The following is a 16,125-nucleotide window of genomic DNA, read 5'->3' as shown; positions in this document are numbered from 1 at the left end:
GGCGCGCTCGGGGCGATCACTCCGGGCGGGCCCGGGCGCGGGCGCCCGCACCTCAGCCGGTGAACTCCCCACCCCCTCAGGCAAGTACAGCGGCCCACCTGTGACCTGACGGCGCACGAACACCCCCCGGACAGCCCCGGAGAACACAGGCACCCGGCACGCGGCGCGCTCGGGGCGATCACTCCGGGCGGGCCCGGGCGCGGGCGCCCGCACCTCAGCCGGTGAACTCCCCACCCCCTCAGGCAAGTACAGCGGCCCAGCTCTGACCTGACGGCGCACGAGCACCCCGGGACAGCCCCGGACAACACAGGCGCCCGGCACGTGAGCGTGCTGGCGTCGATCGCTCCCGGAGGGCCAGGGGCGCGGGTGCCCGAACCTCCGCCGGTGAACTCCCCGCCCCCTCGGGCGAGTACAGCCGTCCAGTTGTGGGCTCCGTACCGGCCCCCTCTCATCCCACTTTCACCGAATGCTCATACCCTGACGCCCATGACCCAGGTAACCCCTCCCGGCTGGTACCCCGACCCCGGACAGACAACTGACGGCCCCCGTACCGAACGCTGGTGGGACGGGAACGTATGGACGGATCAGGTCCGCGCGGTGGGATCCGCCGCCGGGTGGGGCGGTTCCGCTCCGGCGGCTCCCCCGGCCTATCCGCCCAACTCCCCGACCGACGCCCAGGGCTCGTATCCGGCCTACCCCGCCTATCCGGGACAGCCCACCGCCCCTCGGCGCGGCCTTCGTACAGGCATAGCCGTGGGCGTGGCCCTCGTGGTGCTCGCCGGGATAGGCGGCGGCGTCTACTTCCTGACCGCCGACGACGACGATGGGGACAGCGACAGCGCCGCCACGCCCCCTTCGTCCTCCGCCCCCTCCAAGCCCGGCGCACCCCAGGACCCGCAGGACCCCGAGCAGTCCCAGCCCCCCGGCGGCGGCCCGTCCGCACCGCCGTCCGAGGAGGGGTACGCCACCGACCCCCTCAGCGGCATCAGCATCCCGGTGCCGGACGGCTGGACCGGCGCGACCGGCCAGGGCGGCGGCGCCTCGGTGACCACGGGGCCCTACCCCTGCCCCAGGGACACCGCCAAGACCTGCTCCCGCGGCGGCGCGTATGCCGGACTCGCCGAGGGATTCAAGATCGACGCCAAGACGGCGGAGGCGGCCGCCAAGGCCGACATCTCCGTCAACGCCAAGGAGTCCTACGGCGGCAAGACGTACGGCAAGATCACCTCGCACAAGGAGCTGGAGTCCAAGGCGGTCACCGTGGCCGGCCAGAAGGGCTACCTCGTGCGCTGGAAGGCCGTCACCGAGAAGAGCGACGACGGCTATGTCCAGTCGCTGGCCTTCCCCTCTCCCACCCTGAAGTCCAAGCTCGTCATCGTCCGCTTCGGCATCGACGTCAACGACAAGTCCCCGAAGCTTTCCGTCATGGACGAGATCACCAACGGAATCAAGGCCGCGGCGGGCGGCGGGGCCGGCAACGGCCAGGAAGTCTGACGGGCACGGGGACGGGCACGGGCGTCGCGCGACTCCAACTCGTGCGGCTCCGGCTCACGCGGCCCCCGCCGTGAACGTCGGAGCCGGGCGGGCGGAACCACGAGGATTCCGCCCGCCCGGCCAGGAGCGGCCACGCCACCCCCGTCCCCACGGTGCGGCGCGGCAGGCAGATCGGGGCCCGTCATCCACCGGGCCCCGGTCCACGATCAGGTGGGTTCGGTCAAGCCTGACCTGGTTCGGTCAGACCCGGTTCGGTCAGCCCCAGCGCAGGCAGCACGCACGCCTCCACGAAGTCGGAGAGGTACTCCTCGTCCGCGTTCTTGCCCTCCAGGACCGGCCTGGCCCGGACCACGCCCATGAGCTGAGCCGTGATGAACCGCGTGGCCGGATGGTCCGCGGCGATCTCGCCCCGGGCCACGCCCCGCTCGACCAGGTCGCCAAGCGCCCGGGTCTCCGGCTCCACCAGCGCTTCGCGCAGCGCGCTGCGCAGATCCTCGTCCTGAAGGACCGCGTGGCTCAGCGCCTGGACCAGCATGCTGTCCCGGGTCGACCACTCCCCCGCCGCCCGCGCCGCCTCGCGCAGATCGCCGGCGAGCGTGCCGGTGTCGATGCCCGCGAACCGGACACAGCGGTTGGCGCGCAGCGCGGCGGCGACGAACTGGGGCTTCGTCTTCCACTGGCGGTAGAGCGTGGACTTGCTGCACCGGGTGGTGGAGGCCACGCCCTCCATGGTCACGGCGTCGTACCCGCACTCGCGGAGCTGGTCGAGAACGGCGTCGTAGAACTCCTGCTCACGCTCGGGCGTGATCTTGGAACGGCGCGACGAGCCCACGGGGTCCCCTGTGCTCGCGTCTGCTGCCCGGTCCGGCGACGTCATGGCTCTTCTCCTCGGTGCGGCGGCTTCGACCGACCCTATCGATACGCCAGTGTACCGGTACGCTCCCGTATCGGTACACTGGCGTATCGGTACACTGGCGTATCGATGAGTGGGGCCTACCTCACTCACTACCCGCACCACCCAGTCGTCACGTAAAGGGGCCGGGGGATGGAATCCCGAACCGAGCCTGCCGAAAGGGAACCGGACATAGCCGTCCGGGAGCCGGACACATCTGCCCGACCGCCCCTCGTCCGCGAGCTCCTCCTCGTCGTAGGACTCTTCCTCGTCTACAAATTCGGCAGGCAGCTGGCCAACGGCCACACCGGTGAGGCCTTCCGCAACGCCCATCACGTGTGGGACGCCGAACGCACCCTGCGCCTGCCGGGCGAGGGCGCCGTCCAGGACGCGCTGCTCAGCAGCGACACCCTGGTACACATCGCGAACACCTACTACGCGACCGTGCACTTCCCGGCCACCGCGCTGTTCCTGATCTGGCTCTACCTGCGCCGGCCCCGGCACTACGTATGGAGCCGCCGGGTGCTCGCCGCGCTGACCGCGGCGGCCCTCGTGCTCCACCTGACCTTCCCGCTGGCGCCGCCCCGGATGCTGGCGGCCACCGGTCTCGTGGACACCGGGCAGGTGTACGGGCCGACCGTCTACGGCGCCACCCCGCAGACCGACTCGATGGCGAACCAGTTCGCCGCGATGCCGTCCCTGCACTTCGGGTGGGCGCTGATGCTCGCCGTCGGCCTCATCGTCGCCACCTCCTCGCGGTGGCGGTGGCTGTGGCTGCTGCATCCGCTGATCACCCTGCTCGTGGTCGTCGGGACCGCCAACCACTACTGGTTCGACGCCCTCGCGGTGACCGCGCTGCTCGCCATCGCACTCGCCGTGATCAAGCTGCCGGATCCCGCGCGCTCGCTCGTCGTACGGCGGCACGCGCCCGCCCCCGAACTGGCCACCCCCGGGGTCAGGCGATGAACGCCACCCTCCTCGCCGTCGCGCTCTCGCTCGTATCGGCCGCCGCGTACGCATGTGCCGCCGTGGCCCAGGAACGCCTCGCCGCCAGCGTCACGGACCCCGGCAACGGCTTCCTGCGGCTGCTCGGCAGCGGCGTCTGGTGGTCGTCCGTCGGGCTCAACGCGTCGGCGGCGCTGCTCCACGTGGCGGCCCTGAAGTACGGTCCGCTCACCCTGGTCCAGCCGCTCGGCGCGCTCACCCTGGTCGCCGCCGTGCCGCTGGGCGCGCGGCTCGCGGGGCGGCGCGTCACCCCGCTGGAGTGGCGCGGCACGGGGCTCACGCTCATCGGCCTCGGCACGCTGCTCCTCACCGCTTCCGGGCCCGCGCCCGACGACACGCTGACCCTGACGGAGGCGCTGGCCGTCGCGGGCGCCACCATGGCCGTGATCGGCGTCCTCTCCCGTCCTGGTACGCGGCCGGGGCTGCGTCACGCGACCGCTTCCGGGTTCGCTTCGGGCGTCGCGTCCGCGCTCACCCAGACCGTGACGGTCGCCGCGACGGACCGCTCGGGTCCGCTGCTCAGCCCGCAGGTGATCGGCGTGGCGCTGCTCGTGGCCGCGTTCGCCGTGGGCGGCCTCTTCCTGTCCCAGACCGCTTACCGCGGGGGCCTCGGAGCGCCGCTGGCGGTCGTCACCCTGGCCAACCCCGTGGCCGCGGCAGCCATCGGCCTGACGCTGCTCGGGGAGCGGCTGCAGGGAGGCGTGGCCGGGCTGTTCCTGGCGGCCGGGGGCGCGGCGATCGCGGCGTACGGAGTGGTGGTCCTGACCCGGTCACCGCGGGACGAGGTGCACTCGCAGACGCCTGCCGAGGACTTCTTGCCGTCCATCCCCGGCCAGGCAGAGCCAGCCGTACTGCACCTGCCGTAGCCCCGCAAGGGGCGCGAGGAACTGCGCGACTAGCCCCCACACACCCGCAGACGCAACAAGAGAAACGGCATCGGCGCTCTGAACTCAGGGCGCCGATGCCGTTTCCGAGAGGAACAACCTCACCCGAAGCCCCGCGCATCCTGCTTCAGCGCCGTGTCGACCGTCAGGGCGGTCGCCACGACGAGGCTCAGGAGCGGCTCGGGCAGCTGGTAGTGGATCTGCAGGACGTAGTTGTCCGCGGTCGTGAACATCGTCTTGGCGAGGCCTTCCCAGGTCTTCGTGATCCGGGCGACCTCGTTGTCCGCGTGATCGACGATCGAGAAGTTCCAGGCGCGCCAGTTCTCGGCCTTGATCGCGCCGGCCTGCTGGCCGTTCACCATGATCGCGAAGTTGATCTTCCCGATCATGTTCTGCTGGACGATCTCGCCGATCGGCTGGCCGTCCGCGCGCTCGACGATGACCCGCGACTTCATGAACTTGCGGGGGCGGGTCAGCTGGAGCACGGGCTGGCCGTACGCGTCGCGGATCTCGAGCTTGTGCGTCATGAACTGGTCGATGCTGGAGACGAAGCGCGCGACCTTCTTCAGCGTGCTCTGACCGATCTGGACGACCGAGCCGAGCGTGTTGCCCGCCTGGTCCATGACGCTGTACTCGTTCGTCAGCTCGATGAGCTTGGCCTTCTGGTTCACCACAAGGACCGGCTCGGTGAAGAGCGTGCCGCCGCCCTGGGAGGTGGGCGTGACGCCCGCCTGCTGCTGAACCTGACGCTGCACCTTGGCCGGGTCGGCGGCCTGCGGGGCCGCCTGCTGCGGGTGACCGTACTGGGCCTGCTGCTGGGCGGCCTGGCCGAACTGCCCTTGCTGCTGGCCGTATTGAGCCTGCTGCTGGCCTCCGTACGGGGCCTGCGCGGGCTGCTGGGCCGGCTGCTGCTGGGCTGGTTGGGCCTGCTGCGGGACCTGCTGGGCCTGCGCGGGCTGACCGCCGGCCTGCTGGTCCGGGCTGGTGTGCTGGGTCCACTGGGAACCGTCCCACCAGCGCAGCAGCTGGGGCGCGCCCTGGGGGTCGGGATACCAGCCTGCAGGAGTGTTCGAATGCGTTGTCACCCGGGCACACTACCCCGCGGGCGGGGGCGGTCCGCCAGCCCTTCGCGGACCCTGTGACGTCGGACTCACCGGCGGACGCACTGACGGATTCACCAACGGAGACACCGGCGGAGACAGGCATCTTGCGATGGTCGGCTGAGTGCACCGTATGAAGGCTGGTCCGCCCCAGTGATCATTTCGAGGGGCGGAGTGCCGCGCCGTCTTCACGGTCGGCGCCGCCGATTGACTGAGCGCACGTGGCGCGGCCGCAGGCGCCATCTCCCTTATGCCTTTGAGGAGTAGTGCATGTCGCAGCTCACCGATCCCGTCCCGGGCGCCGTGTTCCCACGTCTCGGGTGGGTCGACGACCTGCTTCTTCCGGCCCTCTCCGCGGCGGTGGACGCCCTCCCTGAACCCGAGAGGAAGGTGGCCCGCTACCACCGCGGGTGGTGCGACGCCGAGGGTGCGCCCGTGCCGGCGGTGTCGAGTCGGGGCAAGGCGGTCCGGCCCGCGCTGACGCTCCTCTCCGCGGTGGCGGTCGGCGGCGACGCCGGGTGCGCTCTGCCAGGCGCGGTGGCCGTGGAGCTGGTGCACGACTTCACGCTGCTCCACGACGACGTCATCGACGGCGACGCCCTGCGCCGCCACCGGCGGGCCGCATGGTCGGTGTTCGGCACTCCGGCGGCGGTCCTGACCGGTGACGCCCTCGTTGTCGCCGCGATGCGGGCCGTCACCGAGTTGCCCTCCCCCGTCGCGGCCGCGGCGGTGCAAGAACTCGTCGGGGCCCTGCTCGATCTGGTGGAGGGCCAGAGCCTCGACGTGGCTTTCGAAGAGGCGTCCGAGGTGTCCGTGGCGCAGTACTTGGCCATGGCCGAGGGCAAGACCGGGTCGCTGATGGGCTGCGCCTGCGCACTGGGCGGTGTCCTCGCAGGTGCCGACGCCGAAAGGGTGCGCGGACTGCGGGAGTTCGGCCGCTGCCTGGGCGTCGCCTTCCAGTGCGCCGACGACCTGCTCGGCATCTGGGGCCGCACCGCGCGGAGCGGAAAGCCGGTGGGAGCGGACCTGGCAGCGCGCAAGAAGTCACTTCCCGTGGCGGCGGCCCTCGCCGGAACCGACTCGGCCGCGGACCGGCTGCGGGCCCTGTACGGCTCGCCGCACCCACTCGGGGAACAGGACATCGCCCTGATGCGCGAACTGGTGGAGAAGGCAGGCGGCCGGCAGGCAGCCGAGCGGGAGGCGCACCGCCAGATGTCCGCCGCGCTGAGGGCGTTGTCGTGTGCCCGGCCGACGGCGGACGCCTACCGGCAGTTGCAGGAGATCGCCTGGGCGATGATCCGCAGGGACTCCTGACCAGCGGCTGCCCCCAAAGACCAGCGGCTGCCCCCAAAGAGGAGCGGCGCGCGGGCGTGACTTTGGCCCGGGTGGGCCGTTGTCCGTGCGGTGGCCGTTTTGTGGCATCTGCCCTGCTGTGGCGTGGATGCGCGAAGTGGAACGTGGTGAAGAAACGCGGGGAAGCTGTGCAGCAGACCGAGCCAAGTCCAGACCTCCCGGGCGATCTTCCGGCCGTCTCCGCCTACGGGCTGCACGTGACCCGTGGCAGCCAGACGATTCTGTCGAACCTCACCTTCACCATCCCCCGCGGTTGCGTCGTCGGCCTGCTCGGCCCCAGTGGCTGCGGGAAGACGACGCTGCTGCGTTCCGTGGTGGGCGTACAGCAGCCAACGGCGGGCCACGTCCAGGTACTCGGGCACGCGGCCGGCGCCCAACAGCTGAAGACCCGCGTCGGCTATGTCACTCAGGCCCCCTCGGTGTACGCGGACCTGACCGTCCTCGAAAACCTGCGGTACTTCGCCGCCGCCCTGGGGATGCGGGGCTGGCGTCGAGAGGACGCGGTGGTCCGCGTGGTCAAGGAGGTCGACCTCGCCGACTACGCCGACAAGCTCGTCAGTTGCCTCTCGGGCGGCCAGTACTCACGGGTCTCGCTCGCCGTGGCGCTCCTGAACAAGCCCCCCCTGCTGGTGATGGACGAACCGACGGTCGGTCTCGACCCCATGGTGCGCCGGGAGTTGTGGGGGGTGTTCCAGCGGCTGGCCGCGGAGGGCACGACGCTGCTGATCTCCAGTCATGCCATGGACGAGGCCGATCGCTGCGACCGGCTGCTGCTGATGCGCTCCGGCCGACTCCTCGCCAGTGCGGACCGGGCCACGCTCCTGGGGCACACCAGATGTACGGATGTGGAAGAGGCGTTCATGCACTTGGTGCAGGCCTCCGCCACGGCCGACGCGCGCGCCCGGCAACGGGCCGCCGCACAGAGCCTGTTGACCGACGTCCCCGGGCTGCTCGACCAGGCGTCGGCACCCGAAGCCGAGCGGGCCTACTTCGCCACGGACGCCCACTCGTGAACCACTCCCCTCTGGCCGGCCGGCTGCCCTTCTCGCCCACCATCACCGGTGCGACAGCTCTGCGCGTCCTGCAGCAGATCTCGCGCGACAAGGGCAGCACCGCCCTGCTCCTGGGCATCCCCTGCATGCTGATGGTGCTGCTCAAGCTGATGTTCCACGACTCGGAGTCCACCTTCGAGCGGGTGGGCCCCCAGGTCTTCGGCATCTTCCCTGTCATCGTGATGTATCTCGTGGCGTCCGTCTCCACCCTGCGCGAACGCACCACCGGCACCGCCGAGCGACTGCTCACCATGCCGGTACGGCGACTGGACATCGTGCTCGGCTACAGCCTCGCCTTCACCTTCCTGGCACTGGCCCAGGCGGTGCTCTCCACCCTCCTGGCCGTCGGGCCGCTGGGCCTCGACATCAAGGGCCCCGCCTACCTGTTGATGGTCATCGCCATGCTCGGCGCCTTGCTCGGTCTGGCCCTGGGGCTGCTGGTGAGCGCCTTCGCCCGCAACGAGTTCCAGGCGGTGCAGTTCCTGCCGGCGGGCGTCCTGCCGCAGTTCCTGGTGTGCGGGCTCTTCGTGCCGCGCGACCAGATGCAGGGAGCGCTGTCGGGCGCGGCCCAGCTGATGCCCATGACCTACGCCGTCCAAGCCGCGGGCGAGGCCGCCAGGCATTCCGGCGTCACCGGCCTGTTCGTCAGGGACGCCCTGCTGATCCTGGCCTGCGTGATCGTCGTGCTCGTCGCGAGCGCCGCCACCCTCAAGCGGTGAGACCGGCCGGGCACGGACGAACGGCCTCCCCCCGGTCATCCGGGAGGAGGCCGCTGCGGCCCGGAATGCCCCTAGTCCTCGAGGTCCCACCGGAAGCCACCCGAGACGGCGCCCTCGCGCGGGACGTCGAACGGCCCGACGTGCAGGGGCTCTTCGTCGTGGTCGTGGTCGCCGGGGACGGGGTAGCCACCCGGGCCCGGGTAGGTCACGGCCTGGGGCGGAAGGGACGTGGCGGCGGCAGTTGCCGTGCCGCCGGCCGTCAGGGCGAGAGCGGCGAGCGACACAACAGCGAGACGACGAAGACGCAACGACATCAGAGTCCTCCTACGGAAAGAAAGGGAATTGCAGGGAGAGTGAACGATTTCAGCCTAGTAGTTTCGCGACTGGCACCGGGTCAGACGATGCCGACTTTCTCGAAGGTCACCGAAAAAGGGAAAGCGAAAAGGGAAGAAAGATAAATGATGACCGGAAAGGCGGGACGGTGCGCCGCGTGATGTATGGCCTTGCGTTGCTGTTGCTCTGCGCGCCGTCGACCCGGGCCGATCCCCGTGATCCCGGACCGCCGCCCCACCCCATCGCCGATGGCACCCCGCAGGACGACATGGCCTACGAGATCAACCAGCGCCGTACCGAAGCGGGATGTCCGCGAATCCGGCTGCGGCACTCACTCAACCGGGCCGCCCAGGGACACAGTGCCGACATGGCCCGCCATGAGCGGCTCACCCACAGGGGGCACGACGGGAGCCGTCCGGCTGACCGAATGCGCGCGGCCGGCTACCGGCCCGCTTCCAGTGGCGAGGTCCTGGCCGTCGGACCCACCACCGCGGGTGCCGCCGTCGAGAGGTGGATGGACAGCCCCCCGCACCGGGCCATCGTCCTCGCCTGCCGCTACACCCACGCGGGCGTCGGTGTGGCGGCAGGTGACAACGGCCCCTGGTGGGCGGTGGATCTGGCCGCACCCCCATGAGTCAGCCGAGGTCCCGGTCCCACCACCAGGCGACGCAGGGCGCGTTCTCCACCGGTCCCGGCCGGTGGTCGGACGGCTCATCGGCCCACGTGATGTTCGCGTCCTCCGCCTTCTCCGGCCAGTGGCCGAGGCTGAGGTAGCGGGGCACACGCATGCCCCACTCGTTGTTTCCGCGCATGCCGTACCGCAGACCCTGGAGGTATGTCGCAAGGTCCGCGCCGGCGGCCGGCCTGACGCGGTCGTGCAGCTGGAGGAAACGTCGCAGGATGCGATCGCGCAGCGCGTTGGCCTGGTGGACGGCCTCCTGCAGCGGGACTTCCCGCTCGGCCATGAGCACGGTGTAGATGTTCTGGTCGGCCTGGCTGTGGCTCATCTCCTTGTGCAGCGAGTGCCGGTCGTTGTCGAGGGCGGCCACCATGGCCGCCATCTCGGTCAGCGCCCGCACCGCCGGGTGATGGAGCTCCCGGTCGGGCACCTCGGCTCCGGTGGCCAGTTCCAGCAGCGCCATCGTGGGGAAACCGCCCGCCGACAACAGCCGCATCGCCAGGAATTCGTCGAGACCCGGCATACGGCCCAGCGCCTGGTTACCGATCTGCCAGGACACTCCCGAAAGCCAGGCCCGGTGCGCCTGCACGAAGCGGTGCACCTGCGTGGGCGGGGCGAAGGAGCGGAAGCGACGCATGATGTCCTTCAAGGCGCCGATGAACCGGTCGTCGGCCGAGGCCGAGTCGGTCTCGCACGCCCGCTGCACCAACCCCGCCAGGGCGTTGAACTGAGCGGGACGTCCGCTCAGCGGTCCGCTGTCACAGCGCTCGTCGTCGAACCCGAAGCCCCAGTAGACCCACAGGACGGCCGCAAGCAACCGGTCGTCGTCCGCCACGGGAGCGAAACGGGCGAAGAAGTCAGCACTGTGGGTCGCCACGACCCATGCCTTCTCCTTTTCCGACGCGCACATACCGCTGGTTCCGATCCATTCCACGGCCCGCTTTTCGATGTCCCGGACATGGGGATGCAGGGAGGATTCCAACGGGCAGTAGAGCGGCGGAAGTTCCACTTCGGACAATCGCAATTCCATGGCGACATGCACCTTCCGGCGAAAGGACAAGGGGTGAGGGATGAGCCACGATCATCTGCGACCTCCTGCGGCGACACGACGAGACGTGCCCGAGAGCCGACCGCGTCAATCGAAGGAATGGCGGAAGGTACGCCGTTGACTTCGCGCCCCGCGGCTACCCCTTAGATCACACTTTCGGCACGCCTGTGACCAGGGACAACAGCCGTCGTTGAGGCAGACATGCGATCTCGTACCTTTCAGCGTGCCATTGTCCTGCTCGTAGTTGTGGCCGCCTTGCAGGGCGGCGCGTCAGCCGTCGCCGCCGACCCCAAGCCCGGCGGCAAGTCAGCCTCGGTCGACCCTCTCAAGCCGCTCGCACAAGGCGCGTCGGCGTTCGCCGGCATGGCCGCGCCGTTCGTCAACGCGGCCAGCGACGTCATGTTCCCGAGGTCATAGGCCTCACCGAGGGAGAGCGGACCTCGATCTCCAGCCGCGCCCCGCTCTCCCTCAGCTCCACCGCCCCGACGCGCCCCGCGGCACACACATCGGCCTCCGCGGCCCTGAAGCGCTCCAGGCTCACCCGCGGCCCCGTCACCACAAGGCCCGCGACCTCCGCCCGCATGGACAGCCGCGCCTCCGACTTCGCCCTGCGGATCGCCGCGATGGCTTCCGAGGCCGTCGCGAGGACCGCGGCATCCGCCCCCGCAGGGACCTCAGGAGTGGGCCACGCTGCGCGGTGGACGGAGCCCTGGGCGTACCAGGACCACACCTCCTCCGTCACGAACGGCAGGACCGGCGCGAACAGCCGGACCAGCGCGTCGAGCACCGCCCGCAGCGTCACGCGCGCCGACTCCGTCCCCGCGCCCGCCCCTTGGTCGCCGTACGCCCGCGCCTTCACCAGCTCCACGTAGTCGTCGCAGAAGCTCCAGAAGAACCGTTCCGTACGCTCCAGCGCCCGCGCGTAGTCGAAGTCGTCGAAGGCCGCGGTCGCCTCCTCGACGGTCGCGGCGAGTTCGGCGAGCACCGCCCGGTCGAGCGGCTCGGTGACCGGAGCCGCCGGTCCGTCCACGGCACCGAGGCCGAGGACGAACTTGCCGACGTTCAGGATCTTCGTCGCCAGGCGGCGGCCGACCTTCATCTGGCCGACGTCGAACGCCGTGTCCGTGCCGGGCCGCCCGCTCGCCGCCCAGTAGCGGACCGCGTCGGAGCCGTGCCGGGCGAGCAGGTCCCCGGGCGTGACCGCGTTCGACTTGGTCTTGGACATCTTCTTGCGATGCGGGTCGAGGATCCAGCCGGAGATCGCGGCATGACGCCAGGGCAGCTCTCCCTGCTCGGCGTGCGCGCGCACCACTGTCGCGAACAGCCATGTACGGATGATCTCGTGGGCCTGCGGCCGGACGTCCATGGGGAAGACCCGCGCGAACAGATCCGGGTCCGAGCGCCAGCCGCCTGCGATCTGCGGGGTGAGCGAGGACGTGGCCCAGGTGTCCATGACGTCCGGGTCGCCGGTGAAGCCGTGCGGCACGCCGCGCCGGTCGTCCTCGTATCCGGGCGGCGCCTCCGCGCTCGGATCGACGGGCAGGGCGGACGCGTCCGGGACGATCGGGTGGGCGTAGTCCGGCTCGCCGTGGCCGTCCAGCGGGTACCAGACGGGGATCGGCACGCCGAAGAAGCGCTGCCGGCTGACCAGCCAGTCGCCGTTGAGGCCGCCAACCCAGTTCTCGTAGCGCACCCGCATGTGCAGCGGATGCCACGCCAACTCGCCGCCACGTGCGAGGAGTTCGTCCCGCAGCCGCTCGTCGCGGCCGCCGTTGCGCAGGTACCACTGCCGGGTGGTGACGATCTCCAGGGGCCTCTCACCCTTCTCGTAGAACTTCACGGCGTGCGTGACGGGCCGCGGCTCACCCTCCAGTTCACCGCTCGCCCGCAGCAGCTCCACGACACGCTCCCGCGCGGTGTGCGCCGTGGCGCCCGCCAATTGCCCGTACGCGGCGACGGCTTGAGCCGATTCGATTCCGCTCGGCGGCTGCGCGAGGAAGCGGCCGTCCCAGCCGATCACCGGTCGTGTGGCGAGCCGCAGCTCACGCCACCAGGTGACGTCAGCCGTGTCGCCGAACGTGCAGATCATCGCGATGCCCGTGCCCTTGTCCGGAACAGCGGCGCGGTGCGCCACGACCGGCACGTCGACGCCGAAGAGCGGGGTGCGGACCGTCGCGCCGATCAGGTCCTTGTGGCGCTCGTCGTCGGGGTGGACGACCAGGGCGACGCAGGCCGGGAGCAGTTCGGGCCGGGTCGTGTCGATGAGGACCGGCCGGTCGTCCGGGCCGTGGAAGGTGAGCCGGTGGTAGGCGCCGGGCCGCTCCCTGTCCTCCAGTTCGGCCTGCGCGACGGCCGTGCGGTAGGTGATGTCCCACAGCGTGGGCGCCTCGGTGATGTACGCCTCGCCGCGCGCCAGATTGTTGAGGAACGCGAGCTGCGCGGTGGCGCGCGCCTCGGTGCCGATCGTCCGGTACGTACGCGACCAGTCGACGGACAGCCCGAGCAGCCGCCACAGTTCCTCGAAGGCCTTCTCGTCCTCGATGGTGAGTTGCTCGCACAGCTCGATGAAGTTCCGCCGAGAGACGGGTAGTTGCTGCTTCCCCGGCTTCTCGGGCGGGCGGAACGACGGGTCGTACGGCAGCGCGGGATCGCACCGCACACCGAAGTGGATCTGGACGCGGCGTTCCGTCGGCAGGCCGTTGTCGTCCCAGCCCATCGGGTAGAAGACTTCCTTGCCGCGCATGCGCTGATAGCGGGCGACGGTGTCGGTGTGCGTGTACGAGAAGACGTGTCCGACGTGCAAGGAGCCGCTGACCGTGGGCGGCGGGGTGTCGACGGAGAAGATCTCCTCCCGCGTCCTGGAACGGTCGAAGGCGTATACGCCCGCCTCGTCCCATCGCCGCGACCATTTCACTTCGAGCCCGTCGAGAACAGGCTTGTCGGGGACGCCGTCCGCGCTCGCGCGATGGGAGGATGTCATGCCTCCGCATGCTATGCGCGGGCAGGATCTGACGGCCTCCTGTTTTCGACGGCGGGCGCGCGAAAGGGCCGCCGCCGGAACTGTGGTCCGGCGGCGGCCCCTTCGGGGAGTCAGGCGGAGATGATCGCCGGGTCGCTGACCCCGGCCTGGCCGGTCTCCACGTGCCCGGCGAAGCGCCGCAGGAAAGTGGCGTCCGCGTCGGACTTCACCGTCACGTCGTACCAGCGCTTGCTCGCCCGCAGGTCGACGGTGTGCTCGACGGTGCTGCCCGCCTTCACCTTGAACGTCTGTGCCGCGCCGCCGTAGCCGTTGGAGACGCTGAGGTTCACGTCGGCGCTTCCCGCGTTCTTCAGGGTCAGCTTGAGGTTGCCGGTCGCCTTGTCGTGGCGGGCGGTCACCTCCGGGCCCACGGTCTTGCCGGGGCCTTTGAAGACGCGCAGGAAGCCGTTCGGGCCGAACACCGACAGGTCGTACGCACCCTTCGAGTACGCCGTGTTCCAGGTGTCGGAGATCTTCTTGCCCGCCTCCGTGGTGTACGTCCAGGGGCCGTCCGTACGGTTGTTGGAGCGGACGTGGAAGCAGGCACCGGCAGCGTCGCCGCCACTGAAGGTGAGCGTGAACTTGCCGTCGGCGGGCACTCCCGTTCCGTCCACCAGCGGCGCGTACGGCAGCGGGCGCGCGGGCCGGGAGCCGGACTCCTGCTTGGGCAGGGTCCCCTTCGCGGGCGCCTTGGGCACGTAGTCGGGGTGGCGCTCGTTGTCCGGCGGCTCGTAGGCGTCGGTGTCCGGCAGTTGGGCGGGGTCGGTGTCCTTGCCCGCGAAGTCGAAGGCGGAGGTGAGGTCACCGCAGATGGCGCGCCGCCACGGCGAGATGTTGGGCTCCTGCACGCCGAAGCGCTTCTCCATGAACCGGATGATCGACGTGTGGTCGAAGACCTCGGAGTTCACGAAGCCGCCGGTGCTCCACGGCGAGACGACGACCATCGGGACGCGCTGGCCGAGGCCGTAGTGTCCGGCGGCGTACTGCGCGTTGCCAGGGAAGTAGTCGAGCTTCGTGTCCACGGTGGACAGGCCCTGGTTGGCGTCCTTGGGGACGTACGGCGGGACGACGTGGTCGAAGTAGCCGTCGTTCTCGTCGTACGTGATGAACAGCGCCGTCTTCGCCCACACGGCGGGGTTGGAGGTGAGCGCGTCCAGGACCTGCGCGATGTACCAGGCGCCGAAGTTCACCGGCCAGTTCGGGTGCTCGGTGAAGGCCTCGGGCGCGGCGATGTAGGAGACCTGCGGGAGCTTGTCGGCCTTCACGTCGGCCTTCAGGAGGTCGAAGTAGCCGTCGCCCGCCTTGACGTTCGTGCCGGTGCGCGCCTTGTCGTAGAGGGGGTCGCCGGGCTTGGCGTTGCGGTACTTGTTGAAGTAGAGCAGCGAGTTGTCGCCGTAGTTCCCGCGGTACGCGTCGTCTATCCAGCCCCACTTTCCGGCCGCGTCCAGGCCGTCGCCGATGTCCTGGTACACCTTCCAGGAGACCCCCGCCTGCTCCAGGCGCTCGGCGTACGTCGTCCAGTCGTAGCCCAGTTCCTGGTTGCCGAGGACCGGGCCGCCGCCCTTGCCGTCGTTGCCGACGTGGCCCGTCAGCATGTAGTAGCGGTTGGGGTCGGTGGCCCCGATGAACGAACAGTGGTAGTCGTCGCAGACGGTGAACGCGTCGGCGAGGGCGTAGTGGAACGGAATGTCGTCGCGCGTCAGGTACGCCATCGTCCGCTCGGACTTGGCGGCGATCCAGTTGTCGTACTTGCCGTTGCCGAAGGCACTGTGGCCGCCCGCCCAGTCGTGGTCGAGGCCCGCGATGAACTGCATGCCGAGGTCCTCGGCGTCCGGGTGGTAGGGCAGCACCTCCTTGCCGCCGCCCGACTGGTGCCAGACGGATTTTCCGCTGGGCAGGGTCACCGGGCGCGGGTCGCCGAAGCCGCGTACGCCCTTCATGGTGCCGAAGTAGTGGTCGAAGGAACGGTTCTCCTGCATCAGGACGATGACGTGCTCGACGTCCTCGATGGAACCGGAGCGGCGCTGGGCGGGCAGGGCGGCAGCGCGGGCGATGCTCTCGGTGAGCATCGCGGAGGCTGCGGTGCCGCCGGCGATCTGCATGAACCGGCGCCGATTGAGTTCTGGCATGAGTGGATTCGACCTCGTGGTGTGGGGTGTGGGGGGCGTGAGCGGGTGAAGTGTTTCAAGGGGAGCAAGGATCAGGGAAGGGGCTGTGACCTGGATGTGAAGAGAAGTCCAATCCTTGGTGGGCGGGACACAAGGCCTGACCTTATGGGGACCAAAGTCCTGTATTTGACATATGTGAACCGACATGCCTGACTTGGCCCTGCACCGCTCGATGGTGCGTTCTTCCGTGTTCCGCGATCGCAAGGAGGTGTTCGGGATGAGTCCCGAAGGAAGTCCTTGCGTCAGCGTCACGTCTCACTGAAGCGGTTCCGCTTCCCCGGCTGAGGCGTCACCCTGCCTCGCCCCTTTTTCCGCCCTGCGGTGATGCTCGCGCAGTCATGCCTGCGCGGTAGTCCGCCATGCCCGCAGGCGGCGACCC

The 16,125-nt window shown here is 70.1% G+C and carries 14 protein-coding genes; 8 read left to right on the top strand and 6 right to left on the bottom strand.

Translation table 11 applies throughout. From position 1 onward, the window contains the following. Nucleotides 1-486 precede the first annotated feature (486 nt). Nucleotides 487-1,494, top strand: a complete 1,008-nt coding sequence (locus tag ACWGI2_RS03875; protein ID WP_453693627.1) for a DUF2510 domain-containing protein — start codon at nt 487-489, stop codon at nt 1,492-1,494. Nucleotides 1,495-1,714: 220 nt separating this feature from the next. Here ACWGI2_RS03875 and ACWGI2_RS03870 read toward each other — a convergent pair whose 3' ends face one another. After that, nucleotides 1,715-2,371, bottom strand: coding sequence for a TetR/AcrR family transcriptional regulator C-terminal ligand-binding domain-containing protein (locus ACWGI2_RS03870; RefSeq protein WP_453693625.1), 657 nt, complete (start codon nt 2,369-2,371; stop codon nt 1,715-1,717). 168 nt (nt 2,372-2,539) lie between these two features. Between ACWGI2_RS03870 and ACWGI2_RS03865 the strand changes: the two genes are divergently transcribed. Both ACWGI2_RS03865 and ACWGI2_RS03860 read left to right on the top strand, forming a co-directional pair. Next, nucleotides 2,540-3,352: a phosphatase PAP2 family protein gene (locus ACWGI2_RS03865; protein ID WP_453693623.1), complete on the top strand. Its 813-nt coding sequence runs from the start codon at nt 2,540-2,542 to the stop codon at nt 3,350-3,352. After that, on the top strand, nt 3,349-4,257 hold the full coding sequence (locus ACWGI2_RS03860) for a DMT family transporter (protein ID WP_453693621.1): 909 nt from the start codon (nt 3,349-3,351) through the stop codon (nt 4,255-4,257). The genes ACWGI2_RS03865 and ACWGI2_RS03860 overlap by 4 nt, the downstream gene beginning before the upstream one ends. A gap of 119 nt (nt 4,258-4,376) precedes the next feature. On the opposite strand, the gene ACWGI2_RS03855 is transcribed toward ACWGI2_RS03860, so the two are convergent. Next, nucleotides 4,377-5,360: a phospholipid scramblase-related protein gene (locus ACWGI2_RS03855; RefSeq protein ID WP_453693619.1), complete on the bottom strand. Its 984-nt coding sequence runs from the start codon at nt 5,358-5,360 to the stop codon at nt 4,377-4,379. 285 nt (nt 5,361-5,645) lie between these two features. On the opposite strand from ACWGI2_RS03855, the gene ACWGI2_RS03850 reads away from it, so the two are divergent. The 3 genes from ACWGI2_RS03850 to ACWGI2_RS03840 all read left to right on the top strand — a co-directional run bounded on the left by ACWGI2_RS03850 (nt 5,646) and on the right by ACWGI2_RS03840 (nt 8,499). Continuing rightward, nucleotides 5,646-6,689, top strand: a complete 1,044-nt coding sequence (locus ACWGI2_RS03850) for a polyprenyl synthetase family protein (RefSeq protein WP_453693617.1) — start codon at nt 5,646-5,648, stop codon at nt 6,687-6,689. Nucleotides 6,690-6,856: 167 nt separating this feature from the next. After that, nucleotides 6,857-7,741, top strand: coding sequence for an ABC transporter ATP-binding protein (locus ACWGI2_RS03845; RefSeq protein ID WP_453394521.1), 885 nt, complete (start codon nt 6,857-6,859; stop codon nt 7,739-7,741). After that, on the top strand, nt 7,738-8,499 hold the full coding sequence (locus tag ACWGI2_RS03840) for an ABC transporter permease (protein ID WP_453394520.1): 762 nt from the start codon (nt 7,738-7,740) through the stop codon (nt 8,497-8,499). Before ACWGI2_RS03845 ends, ACWGI2_RS03840 begins: the two co-directional genes overlap by 4 nt. A gap of 71 nt (nt 8,500-8,570) precedes the next feature. On the opposite strand, the gene ACWGI2_RS03835 is transcribed toward ACWGI2_RS03840, so the two are convergent. Next, nucleotides 8,571-8,813, bottom strand: a complete 243-nt coding sequence (locus tag ACWGI2_RS03835) for a hypothetical protein (RefSeq protein WP_453693615.1) — start codon at nt 8,811-8,813, stop codon at nt 8,571-8,573. Nucleotides 8,814-8,992: 179 nt separating this feature from the next. Between ACWGI2_RS03835 and ACWGI2_RS03830 the strand changes: the two genes are divergently transcribed. Beyond that, complete coding sequence (locus ACWGI2_RS03830) at nt 8,993-9,466, top strand: CAP domain-containing protein (protein ID WP_453694649.1); 474 nt, start codon at nt 8,993-8,995, stop codon at nt 9,464-9,466. Nucleotide 9,467: 1 nt separating this feature from the next. On the opposite strand, the gene ACWGI2_RS03825 is transcribed toward ACWGI2_RS03830, so the two are convergent. After that, nucleotides 9,468-10,388, bottom strand: coding sequence for a terpene synthase family protein (locus ACWGI2_RS03825; protein ID WP_453693613.1), 921 nt, complete (start codon nt 10,386-10,388; stop codon nt 9,468-9,470). A 372-nt stretch (nt 10,389-10,760) separates the two neighbouring features. On the opposite strand from ACWGI2_RS03825, the gene ACWGI2_RS03820 reads away from it, so the two are divergent. Next, entirely contained in the window at nt 10,761-10,976 is a 216-nt protein-coding gene (locus ACWGI2_RS03820; protein WP_453693611.1) for a hypothetical protein, read from the top strand. On the opposite strand, the gene valS is transcribed toward ACWGI2_RS03820, so the two are convergent. Then, on the bottom strand, nt 10,957-13,539 hold the full coding sequence (gene valS, locus ACWGI2_RS03815; protein WP_453693609.1) for a valine--tRNA ligase: 2,583 nt from the start codon (nt 13,537-13,539) through the stop codon (nt 10,957-10,959). The genes ACWGI2_RS03820 and valS overlap by 20 nt on opposite strands. A 110-nt stretch (nt 13,540-13,649) precedes the next feature. After that, complete coding sequence (locus tag ACWGI2_RS03810; protein ID WP_453693607.1) at nt 13,650-15,707, bottom strand: phosphocholine-specific phospholipase C; 2,058 nt, start codon at nt 15,705-15,707, stop codon at nt 13,650-13,652. Nucleotides 15,708-16,125 lie beyond the last annotated feature (418 nt).

Source organism: Streptomyces sp. NPDC054866, from assembly GCF_053610745.1.
This window is presented reverse-complemented; position numbering and strand designations above follow the sequence as displayed.

What these genes read in the sequence shown, in the direction of transcription:
- ACWGI2_RS03870 (WP_453693625.1), bottom strand. Translation starts at nt 2,371, where the DNA reads ATGACGTCGCCGGACCGGGCAGCAGACGCGAGCACAGGGGACCCCGTG.
- ACWGI2_RS03835 (WP_453693615.1), bottom strand. Translation starts at nt 8,813, where the DNA reads ATGTCGTTGCGTCTTCGTCGTCTCGCTGTTGTGTCGCTCGCCGCTCTC.
- ACWGI2_RS03860 (WP_453693621.1), top strand. Translation starts at nt 3,349, where the DNA reads ATGAACGCCACCCTCCTCGCCGTCGCGCTCTCGCTCGTATCGGCCGCC.
- ACWGI2_RS03865 (WP_453693623.1), top strand. Translation starts at nt 2,540, where the DNA reads ATGGAATCCCGAACCGAGCCTGCCGAAAGGGAACCGGACATAGCCGTC.
- valS (WP_453693609.1), bottom strand. Translation starts at nt 13,539, where the DNA reads ATGACATCCTCCCATCGCGCGAGCGCGGACGGCGTCCCCGACAAGCCT.
- ACWGI2_RS03810 (WP_453693607.1), bottom strand. Translation starts at nt 15,707, where the DNA reads ATGCCAGAACTCAATCGGCGCCGGTTCATGCAGATCGCCGGCGGCACC.
- ACWGI2_RS03875 (WP_453693627.1), top strand. Translation starts at nt 487, where the DNA reads ATGACCCAGGTAACCCCTCCCGGCTGGTACCCCGACCCCGGACAGACA.
- ACWGI2_RS03820 (WP_453693611.1), top strand. Translation starts at nt 10,761, where the DNA reads ATGCGATCTCGTACCTTTCAGCGTGCCATTGTCCTGCTCGTAGTTGTG.
- ACWGI2_RS03830 (WP_453694649.1), top strand. Translation starts at nt 8,993, where the DNA reads ATGTATGGCCTTGCGTTGCTGTTGCTCTGCGCGCCGTCGACCCGGGCC.
- ACWGI2_RS03850 (WP_453693617.1), top strand. Translation starts at nt 5,646, where the DNA reads ATGTCGCAGCTCACCGATCCCGTCCCGGGCGCCGTGTTCCCACGTCTC.